At 68.9% G+C, this 7,501-nt stretch carries 7 protein-coding genes; 5 read left to right on the forward strand and 2 right to left on the reverse strand.

From position 1 onward, the window contains the following. Positions 1-8 precede the first annotated feature (8 nt). Both AOZ49_RS12505 and AOZ49_RS12510 read right to left on the reverse strand, forming a co-directional pair. Positions 9-1,208 (reverse strand): ABC transporter substrate-binding protein, encoded by a 1,200-nt coding sequence (locus tag AOZ49_RS12505; protein ID WP_054475652.1) that lies wholly within the window; start codon positions 1,206-1,208, stop codon positions 9-11. A 53-nt stretch (positions 1,209-1,261) separates the two neighbouring features. After that, entirely contained in the window at positions 1,262-2,197 is a 936-nt protein-coding gene (locus AOZ49_RS12510) for a 3,5-dioxohexanoate:acetyl-CoA acetone transferase (RefSeq protein ID WP_054475654.1), read from the reverse strand. Positions 2,198-2,468: 271 nt separating this feature from the next. Here AOZ49_RS12510 and AOZ49_RS12515 point away from each other — a divergent pair, with 271 nt between their 5' ends. The 5 genes from AOZ49_RS12515 to AOZ49_RS32970 form a co-directional block, all read left to right on the forward strand. Continuing rightward, positions 2,469-4,040, forward strand: coding sequence for a xylulokinase (locus tag AOZ49_RS12515; protein ID WP_231690327.1), 1,572 nt, complete (start codon positions 2,469-2,471; stop codon positions 4,038-4,040). 147 nt (positions 4,041-4,187) lie between these two features. Further along, the gene (locus tag AOZ49_RS12520; RefSeq protein ID WP_054475657.1) at positions 4,188-5,132 is read left to right on the forward strand and encodes an ABC transporter permease; all 945 of its coding nucleotides are present in this window, start codon (positions 4,188-4,190) and stop codon (positions 5,130-5,132) included. 14 nt (positions 5,133-5,146) lie between these two features. Further along, positions 5,147-6,106: a sugar ABC transporter substrate-binding protein gene (locus AOZ49_RS12525; protein ID WP_054475658.1), complete on the forward strand. Its 960-nt coding sequence runs from the start codon at positions 5,147-5,149 to the stop codon at positions 6,104-6,106. Between the two features lie 45 nt (positions 6,107-6,151). Next, the gene (locus AOZ49_RS12530) at positions 6,152-6,922 is read left to right on the forward strand and encodes an ATP-binding cassette domain-containing protein (protein ID WP_054475660.1); all 771 of its coding nucleotides are present in this window, start codon (positions 6,152-6,154) and stop codon (positions 6,920-6,922) included. A 94-nt stretch (positions 6,923-7,016) separates the two neighbouring features. After that, positions 7,017-7,501 (forward strand): hypothetical protein (locus tag AOZ49_RS32970; protein ID WP_197286727.1); only part of this gene is annotated, 485 nt, incomplete at its 3' end.

The following is a 7,501-nucleotide window of genomic DNA, read 5'->3' on the forward strand; positions in this document are numbered from 1 at the left end:
GGGCAGGATCAGGGCTTCATCAGGCGGCAGGTCGATTCGGCCGGCGAGGTATAGATCTGGTCGCCCGGCGCGCGCGCCACCAGCTTGTAGTAGTCCCACGGGCCTTTCGATTCCGCCGGCGTCTTCACCTGCATCAGGAACATGTCATGCACCATCAGGCCGTCGGCGCGGATCCTGCCGTCTTTCACGAAGAAATCGTTCACCGGGTTGGCCTTCAGCCACTTCATCACCGTGTCGCCATCGGTACTGCCCGTGGCGGCCACGGCCTTCAGGTAGGTGGTGGTGGCCGAGTAGTCGCCGGCCTGCAGCATCGACGGCTTCTTCTTCATCTTCTCTTCGAAGCGCGCCGCCCACTGGCGCGAGGCGTCGTCCTGGTCCCAATACCAGGCCGTGGTCAGGTACATGCCCTGCGCGGCCGGCAGGCCGAGCGCGTGGATGTCGGTGATCAGCACCAGCAGGCCGGCGATCTTCATCTTCGGCGTCAGGCCGAACTCGGCCGCCGCCTTGACGGCATTGCTGGTGTCGCTGGCGGAGTTGGCCAGCCCCAGTACCGAGGCGCCGGAGGCCTGCGCCTGCAGGATGAAGGACGAAAAGTCCGCCGTGTTCAGCGGATGGCGCACGCGCCCCTTGACCGTTCCGCCCTCGGCCTGCACGACGGTCGAAGCGTCCCGTTCCAGCGCCTGCCCGAAAGCGTGATCCACCGTCAGGAAGAACCAGTCCTTGTTGCCTTCCTTGAGCATCGCCCGCGCCGTGCCGCGCGCCAGCGACACCGTGTCGTAGACATAGTGCACGGTGTAGGGCGTGCATTGCGAATTGGTCAGTTCCGAGGCACCCGCGCTCACCACGAAGAATGGCGTCTTCTTCTCTTCGGCCACCTTGGCCATGGCCAGCGCCGCCGCCGAGTTGGCGCCGGCGATCAGCATGGTCACGCCCTTCTGGTCGAGCCACTCGCGCGCTCGCGACGAGGCGATGTCTGCGCGGTTCTGGTGGTCGGCCACCAGCACCTCGACCTTCTTGCCCGCCACCACGCCGCCCAGGTCGGCCACCGCCATCTTGATGGCCTCGGCGCCGCCTGGGCCGTCGGCGTCCGCCGACAGGCCCGACATGTCGGTGATGAAGCCGATGCGGATCACGCCGTCATCGGCTCGCGCCGCGCCCGTCCAGCCCAGCACGGCGGCCAGCGCGGCCGCGCACAGTGTCTTTTTCATGGTTGTCTCCTCGATCCCGCGGATCTTGTTGTGGTGGGTGGCCCCGCCGCCGCTCAGAACGCGACGTCGCGGCCGCCCTTCAGTTGCAGGGTCGCGCGCGCCTCGTCGGGCGTGGCGATCTGCAGCGACAGGTCCTCCAGGATGCGGCGGATGCGCCGCACCTGGTCGGCGTTGGAGCGCGCCAGTTCCCCCGGCCCGTCCCACAACGAATCCTCCAGCCCCACGCGCACGTTGCCGCCCATCGTGGCCGCCATCGTCGCCAGCGGCGTCTGCTTGCGTCCGGCCGCCAGCACCGACCAGGTGTAGTCGGCGCCGAACAGGCGGTCGGCGGTGCGCTTCATCATCATCACGTCTTCGGGGTGCGTGCCGATACCGCCACGGATGCCGAACACGGACTGGATCAGGAAAGGCGGCTTGAGCAGCTTGCGGTCGACGAAATGGGCCGCGGTGTACAGGTGGCCGATGTCGTAGCACTCGATCTCGAAGCGCGTGCCGTTGTCGCCGCAGGCCGTCAGGATGTGCTCGATGTCCTTGAAGGTGTTCTTGAAGATCAGGTCGTTGCTGCCTTCCAGGTAGGGGCGTTCCCAGGTGTGCGAGAACGTCTTGAAGCGCTCCAGCAGTTCGTACATGCCGAAGTTCATCGAACCCATGTTCAGTGACGCGACTTCCGGCTTGAAGCGCAGCGCCGGCGCCATGCGGTCGGCCAGCGGCAGCACCGGCGACCCGCCCGTGGTGATGTTGATCACCACATCGGACGCGGCCTTGATGCGCGGCAGGAACTGCGCGTATAGCGCCGGGTCCTGTGTTGGCTGGCCCGTGTCCGGCTGGCGCGCGTGCAAGTGCACGATGGCGGCGCCGGCCTCGGCCGCCTCGATGGCGGAGCGGGCGATCTCGTCGGGTGTGACGGGCAGGTGCGGCGACATCGACGGCGTATGGACCGAGCCGGTGATGGCGCAGGTGATGATGACCTTGTTCCTGGATGGCTTCATGGGCCTGGACCTCTTGGATGTGGGGCCCGGCTGTCTCCCGCCAGGCGCAGGCCATTCTGTCGCACGCCGCCGGCCGCTGTCACCTGAACAGAAATTATCAATTGATAGGGAATCCGGTGCTGCGGCGCAGCGTAGGGAGGGCCGGCGATGGGAAGGTGCGGGATTGGGGGGCAGGGGCCCGTGCCATCGATTCCATTGATGCGCCGGAAGGGGCGTTTTCGTAATATGCCGGTTCCGGCGTGCCTGTCCCTTTGCCTTTTCGATCGATGTCATGAATGCTTCTGTGAACTACGTCCTCGCGGTGGACCTGGGCGGCACGCGCTTTCGCGCGGCGCTGGTCGACGGGGAGGGCGGCATCGCCCATTCCTGCTTCATCGACAGCCCGGCGGGTGTTGCGCTTCAGCCCGGTTGGGATGAGATCGACGCCGACGCGTGGTGGCGCGGCCTGCAGGCGCTGGCGGACACCCTGGTGGCGCAGGCCGGCGCGGCGGCTTTCGATGCGGTCCAGGCCATTGCCATCTGCGGCGTCACGCGCACGCAGGTGTTCGTGGACGCGCAGGGCGCGGCCATCCGGCCGGCCATCACCTGGCGCGATACGCGGGCGGCGGTGGACCTGCCCGAATGGCTGTCGTCGCTGCCGGCCGGCCATCCGGAAAGCGGACAGATCAACGCCTTCCATCCCTGGGCCCGCATCGCCTGGTTGCTGCGCAAGGAACCGGCGCACGCGGCCCGTGTGCGGACGGTGCTGGATCCCAAGGATTACCTCAACCTGCGCCTGATCGGCCGGGCGGCCAGCGACACGGTTTCACTGGCGCGCCTGGCGGCTTCGGCGGCGCTTGGCCCGGTAGCCGCCGGGCAGGCGTCTCCGCCCGTCGCGGATGTGCCGGCCGCGGCGGCGCCCGCCGGCGACCTGCTGACCGCCATCGGCGCCGGTCCCGCCTGGTTGCCCGACCTGCTCGATCCCCTGGACATCGTCGGCCCGGTGCGGCCCGGGCTGCCGGGCGCGCTGGCCCGCCTGGCCGGCCGTCCCGTGATCGCCTGCGCCAACGACACCTGGGCCGCCGTCGCCGGCCTGGGCGCGCTGCGCCCGGGATACGCCTACAACATCTCGGGCACCACCGAAGTGTTCGGCGCGGTGGGCGCCGAGCCGGTGCGTGCCGAGGGCCTGATGACCGTGGATTGGGGCGGCGGCCATCACCAGGTCGGCGGGCCGGGCCAGAATGGCGCCGACACCATTGCCTGGCTGTTGCCCTTGCTGGGCCGCCTGGGCGCTGAAGGCATGGCCGGCGTCGGCCCGGCGATGGATGCCCTGCTTGGCGCGCCGCGCGATCCGCAGCCGGCCCTGTTCCTGCCATACCTGCAGGGCGAGCGCGTGCCTTACTGGGATCCGCACCTGCGTGGCGCCTTTGTCGGCCTGAACCGCCGCCATGGCCCGGGCGACCTGGCCTGGGCCGTGCTGGAAGGCGTGGCATTCCTGAACCGCATCGTGCTGGAGCGCGCCGAGGCGGCGCTGGGCCAGCCCGTGGCCGAAATCCGTTTCGGCGGCGGCGCCGCGTCCAATCCGCGGTGGTGCCAGGCCAAGGCCGATATCTGCGAGCGTCCCGTCATCGTCGGCCAGGCCGACCAGCCCGGCATTCTTGGCGCGGCGGCCGCGGCCTGGACCGGGGTGGGGCGTTACGCCAGTTTCGCGGCGGCGCAGGACGCGCTGGCGCGCGTCGCCCGGCGCTACGAGCCGCGCGCCGACCGGGTCGCCGATTATCGGCGTCTCTATGCCCAATTCCGCGCCGCCGAGGCCGCGCTGGCGCCCGTGTCGCACGCGTTGGCGGCCCTGCGGCTGGGGTAAAACCCTAGGCGTGATCCGGCGCACCCCGGTGCCGACGCGCGTGTGCCGGGTATACACTACGACGCCACAGGCCCGGACCACGATCCGGCCGGCGGGCGCGGCATGATGGACGCCCCGCCATCAATCACATGCAGCAAGGGCGAGGCGATGCGCGGCATCCTGGAAAAGTACGGCACGGCAATTGCGGGATTGGTCCTGGTGGGCTTTTTCGCGATAGCCGCCCCGAATTTCGCCGCGCCCGGCAACCTGCTGAACATCGCCAAGGAAACCAGCTTCCTGGCCATCATCGCCATCGGCTTCACGCTGGCGCTGGTGACCGCGGAACTGGACCTGTCCGTGGCCGACGTGGCCAGCCTGGCCGCTGTGGTCACCGGCGCCCTGGTGCATACCGGCCAGCCCGCGCTGCTGGCCATCGCCGCCGGCCTGGGCGTCGGCCTGTTCTGCGGCCTCTTCAATGGCTTTGCCGTCACGCGGCTGCGGGTTCCCTCCCTGATCGCCACGCTCGGCATGGCCGCCATGGCGCGCGGCTTCGCCTTCATGCTGACGGACGGCGTCTCGTACGTGGGCCGCTGGCCCGCCGCCTTCACCGACCTGGCGCGCGGCAAGCCTTTCGGCATTCCCGCGCTGGTGCTGTGGATGGTGGGCGCGGTGCTGTTCGCCTTCTTCCTGGTCAAGTGGGCCCGCACCGGCGCCCGCATGACCGCCACCGGCGAGGCCGGCGAGTCCGCCCGCCTGGCGGGCATCAACATCCGCGCCATGAAGAGCATCGGCCTGGCGCTGTCCGGCCTGTGCGCCGGCCTGGCCGCCGTGCTGCTGACTTCCAGCCTGTCGTCCGCCGCGCCCAACATGGCCGGCGACTATTTCCTGTACGCCATCGCCGCCGTGCTGCTGGGCATGACCATGTTCAATCCCGGCCATGCCAACATTCCCGGCACGCTGGTCGCCGCGCTGATCCTCAAGGTCCTGGGCAACGGCCTGGTGCTGATGGGCGCGGCCTATTACGTGCAGGACATCGTCCTGGGCTTCATCATCGTCGCGTCCGTCGCGGTGTCATCGGCCGTGCTCAAGAAAGCGGCCTTCAAATTCGGATAGGAAGGGGAAACAGCATGAACCGATTCTTCAAGCGCACGCTGCTGCTGGGCGCATTCGCCGCGCAGGCGCTGGCCGCCAGCGCCGCGCACGCGTTCGACGTCGGCGTGGTGGCCTTCCAAATGTCCTCGGAAACCCATGCGCGCGCCGCCAACGCCGCCGCCGAGGCCGCCCGTGCCAAGGGCTGGACCGTGACGCAGTTGAACGCCGAAGGCTCGCTGCCCAAGCTGGCCGAGCAGCTCGACACGCTGGTCAACAAGAAGGTCGACGCCATCGTCATCGCCATGGGCAAGCCGGTCGAGACCGACGCCCAATTGCAGGCCGCCAAGGACAAGGGCATCGCCGTCGTCGGCGTCATGTCCGGCGCCAGCCCGCACATGCTGTTCGACGTCGAGGTCAATGAATACGCCACCGGCGCGCAATCGGTGCTGTACCTGCTGGGCAAGATGGGCTACCAGGGCAACATCCTGTCGGCCCGCTTCGACGGCAATTCCGGCACCCGCATCCGCGGCAAGATGCTCGACGCGGTGCTGTCGGAAAACACCGCCGTCAAGGACCTGGCCAAGTTCAGCATGGCGCGCACGCAAAGCTGGCGCGACGACGTGCGCAACGGCATGCAGGCGCTGTTCCTGCGCAACCAGGGGCAGTTCAAGGGCGTCTGGGCCTCGTTCGACGGCCAGGCCTACGTGATTGACGACCTGCTGCAGGCGCAAGGCATGAAGAAGGGCGACATCACGCTGGTGTCGGTCGACGGCGGCCCGGAGACCTATCGCCGCATCGCCGATCCCGACAGCCTCATCACCGCCACCATGATGATTCCGTTCGAGCAGCTGGGCGTCACCGCCATCGACGCGATTGACCGCATCGTCGTCAAGAAGGAGCCCAAGGACAAGATCGCTTCCGGCCCCTACCTGTTCATGGACTCGGTGCTGGTCGATGCCAGCAACGTGCAGCAATTCCTGACCCCCGCCAAATAGGCCCACGGCAGGCGGCATGCCGCGCCGCCCGCCGCCGCATCCTTCATGTCCGCTTCCGCCACCATGACCGCCGCTCCGCCCGCCGCGCTATCGCTCCGCCAAGTCCGCAAGTCCTACGGCGCCGTCGAGGCCCTGAAGGGCGTCGACCTGGAGGTGCCGGCGGGCCGCGTCATGGCCATCTGCGGCGACAACGGCGCGGGCAAGTCCACGCTGATCCGCATCATCTCGGGCGCCCAGGCGCCCACGGGCGGCGAGTTGAGCCTGGATGGCAGGCCGGTGGTGTTCGGCTCGCCGCATGACGCGCTGGCGCAGGGCATCGCCACCATCTACCAGGACCTGGCGCTGGCGCCGCGCCTGTCCATCTGGGAAAACGTCTTCATGGGCGCCGAACTGGTGCGCCGCATTGGCCCGCTGCGCGTGCTCGACAAGCGCCGCATGGCGCAGGAGGCGCGCGGCTACCTGCAACGCCTGTCGGTGCCGATCGACGACATGGACCGCCCGGTCGAACGCATGTCGGGCGGCCAGCGCCAGGCCGTGGCCATCGCGCGGGCGCTGCGCTGGGATGCGCGCGTCGTCATCATGGACGAGCCCACCGCCGCGCTCGGCGTCAAGGAAACCGCGCTGGTCCTGAACCTGGTGCGCAAGCTGCGCGAGGAAGGGCGCACCGTCATCCTGATCAGCCACAACATGGCCGACGTGGTCGCGCTGGCCGACCGCGTCGCGATTCTCAAGAGCGGCGTCAAGGTCGTCGAGCGCGACGTGGCGGGCCTGGACGCCGACGCGCTGGCGCACATGGTGATGACGGGCAAGGCCTGATCGTCCGGGGCGGACAAAGTCAGGTGCAAACTTCACAGACCTTCACACGGATCCTGCGTAGCATTGGCGTGTCTCGTTCCCGAATGCCGCATCAATGACTCCCTACGCCGTCTTTCGCGTCGGCCGCCCGCCTCGACGCCCGCTGCGCTCGCGTGCCGCGGGCGTCTTGCTGCTGACTTGCGCCCTGGCGCTGCCGGGCGCCGCCGCCGCGGTGGCGGCGGGCACCCCTGACGTCACCGTCACCGCTGTTTCGCCGGCCCGTTGCATGCGTATCCTGCTGCAACAGCAGGACGACCGCCTGACGCTGCAATCGGACTACGACGCGACCACGCAGACCGTCATCCCCGAGCGGTCGGCCGGGATCCTGTCCAAGGAATTCCGCCGCGTCTACGACATGCTGGAAGAGAACCGGCGGCTCGACGGCCGCTTCGACGCCCGCATGGCGGTCCTGTCGCACGAACTGCTGGGACCGCTGCTGCCGTCGCTGCGCAAGGCGCCGTGCATCATCTTCGAGATCCAGCCGACCTCCATGCACTTCGCGCTCGATCTGCTGCCGGTCGACGGCACGCCGTTGTTCGT

This window comes from Achromobacter sp. 2789STDY5608615, assembly GCF_001298995.1.
Lineage (GTDB): Bacteria > Pseudomonadota > Gammaproteobacteria > Burkholderiales > Burkholderiaceae_B > Achromobacter > Achromobacter insuavis.

Excerpts from the sequence above, each read along its gene's own strand:
- AOZ49_RS12520 (WP_054475657.1), top strand. The coding sequence starts at position 4,188 with ATGCGCGGCATCCTGGAAAAGTACGGCACGGCAATTGCGGGATTGGTC.
- AOZ49_RS12515 (WP_231690327.1), top strand. The coding sequence starts at position 2,469 with ATGAATGCTTCTGTGAACTACGTCCTCGCGGTGGACCTGGGCGGCACG.
- AOZ49_RS12525 (WP_054475658.1), top strand. The coding sequence starts at position 5,147 with ATGAACCGATTCTTCAAGCGCACGCTGCTGCTGGGCGCATTCGCCGCG.
- AOZ49_RS12510 (WP_054475654.1), bottom strand. The coding sequence starts at position 2,197 with ATGAAGCCATCCAGGAACAAGGTCATCATCACCTGCGCCATCACCGGC.
- AOZ49_RS12530 (WP_054475660.1), top strand. The coding sequence starts at position 6,152 with ATGTCCGCTTCCGCCACCATGACCGCCGCTCCGCCCGCCGCGCTATCG.
- AOZ49_RS12505 (WP_054475652.1), bottom strand. The coding sequence starts at position 1,208 with ATGAAAAAGACACTGTGCGCGGCCGCGCTGGCCGCCGTGCTGGGCTGG.